Raw genomic sequence first — 1,242 nt, forward strand, 5'->3', positions numbered from 1 at the left:
TGCCACTTCGTCAGGTTTGCCCGGTTGCCGATAATCTCCTTTGCACACAGGCGGTTGTCCTTTGTCAGCGGAACAAAGGTCAAATGCAGGTGGGGCGTTTTCTCGTCCATGTGTACCACCGCCGACACGATATTTTCCCGTCCTACCCGGCCAATGAGGAAGTCCGCCGCCCTCTGGAAAAACGCCTGTATCTCCTTTGGGGATTTCCCCTTGAAAAACTCCGGGCTGGCAGTTACCAGCGTATCGACAAACCGTGTGCTGTCCTTGCGGGTTCGGCACCCGGCCTGTTCAATGCGGTTTTGAATGAAATGATAGTACCTGCCCTCTGGCTTGACGATATGAAAGTTGTACTTGCTCCGGCTTGTGTCAATGTCGGGGTTGCTGGCGTATTGTTCTTTCTGTCTTTCGTGATGGGCTTCCAGCGGCCTTGCCGGGTTGCCCTTGTGCTTCTCAAACCGCAAAATTGCGTGTTGTGCCATTCTGCTCCTTTCCCCATTCCTTTCCTATCCGGGGTTTTCCACAGGGAAAATCCCGCAGAAATTAGCTCGGATAGGATTGGAATGGATAGAATATAAATAAATCTTTTTAATCTTTGTATTTCTATATACCGTCCGGTTTTCGTACTTCCGGGGAGTGATTTCCTCACTTCATAAGTACGGTTTTCAGCCCTCCGGCGTACCAGAACCGGATTTCTTGAAGTCGGTGTTTGGAACCGCTTCATAGGATTTTGGGAAAATGCGGTTGGGTTTTCCACAGCCCTGCTTCTGGATCTCCACCAGCCCGGCGTATTGCAGTTCCCGCAGGGTGTTTACCGCTTTCTGCCGCCCACAGTGGAGCAGGTCAACCACCTCGCAGATGGGATAGTACAGATAAATCCGTCCGCAATCATCCGCCCACCCATTCTTGCGGGATAACTCTGTCCGGCGCAGGATAAAGGCGTACAGAACCTTTGCCTCGTTGGACAAGGGCTTGAATGTGGGGGCTTCAAAGAGGAAATTCGGGAGCCGGGTGAAGCTGAACGCCTTTTCCGGCTGATGGATATAGATGGTATTTGTCATAGTGCGTTTTGTGGACGGTTAGAAGCCCGTTTTCCGGGGCGGGCGATACTTTATACCACCAGCCCCGGTTTGGGGCTTGCGAAGCCTGATAAATCAAGGCTTTTTTCGCTCCTAACTGTCCACAGCAGACCTCCTTTTCCGTTCACTTTCTGTTTTCTGCCGCCTGTGAACTCTGGCGGCACAG

At 51.9% G+C, this 1,242-nt stretch carries 2 protein-coding genes; both read right to left on the reverse strand.

Annotation, left to right across the window (positions count from 1 at the left end):
* The coding region (mobV, locus tag EDD77_RS17880; protein ID WP_207667967.1) for a MobV family relaxase at positions 1-479 on the reverse strand (479 nt) is incomplete at its 3' end.
* Between the two features lie 183 nt (positions 480-662).
* A complete protein-coding gene (locus EDD77_RS17890) occupies positions 663-1,058 on the reverse strand; it encodes a replication initiator protein A (RefSeq protein ID WP_002588752.1) in 396 nt (131 codons plus the stop codon).
* Positions 1,059-1,242 lie beyond the last annotated feature (184 nt).

Origin of the sequence: Allofournierella massiliensis (assembly GCF_004345265.1) — a bacterium.
In the GTDB taxonomy this organism is placed as follows: domain Bacteria; phylum Bacillota; class Clostridia; order Oscillospirales; family Ruminococcaceae; genus Allofournierella; species Allofournierella massiliensis.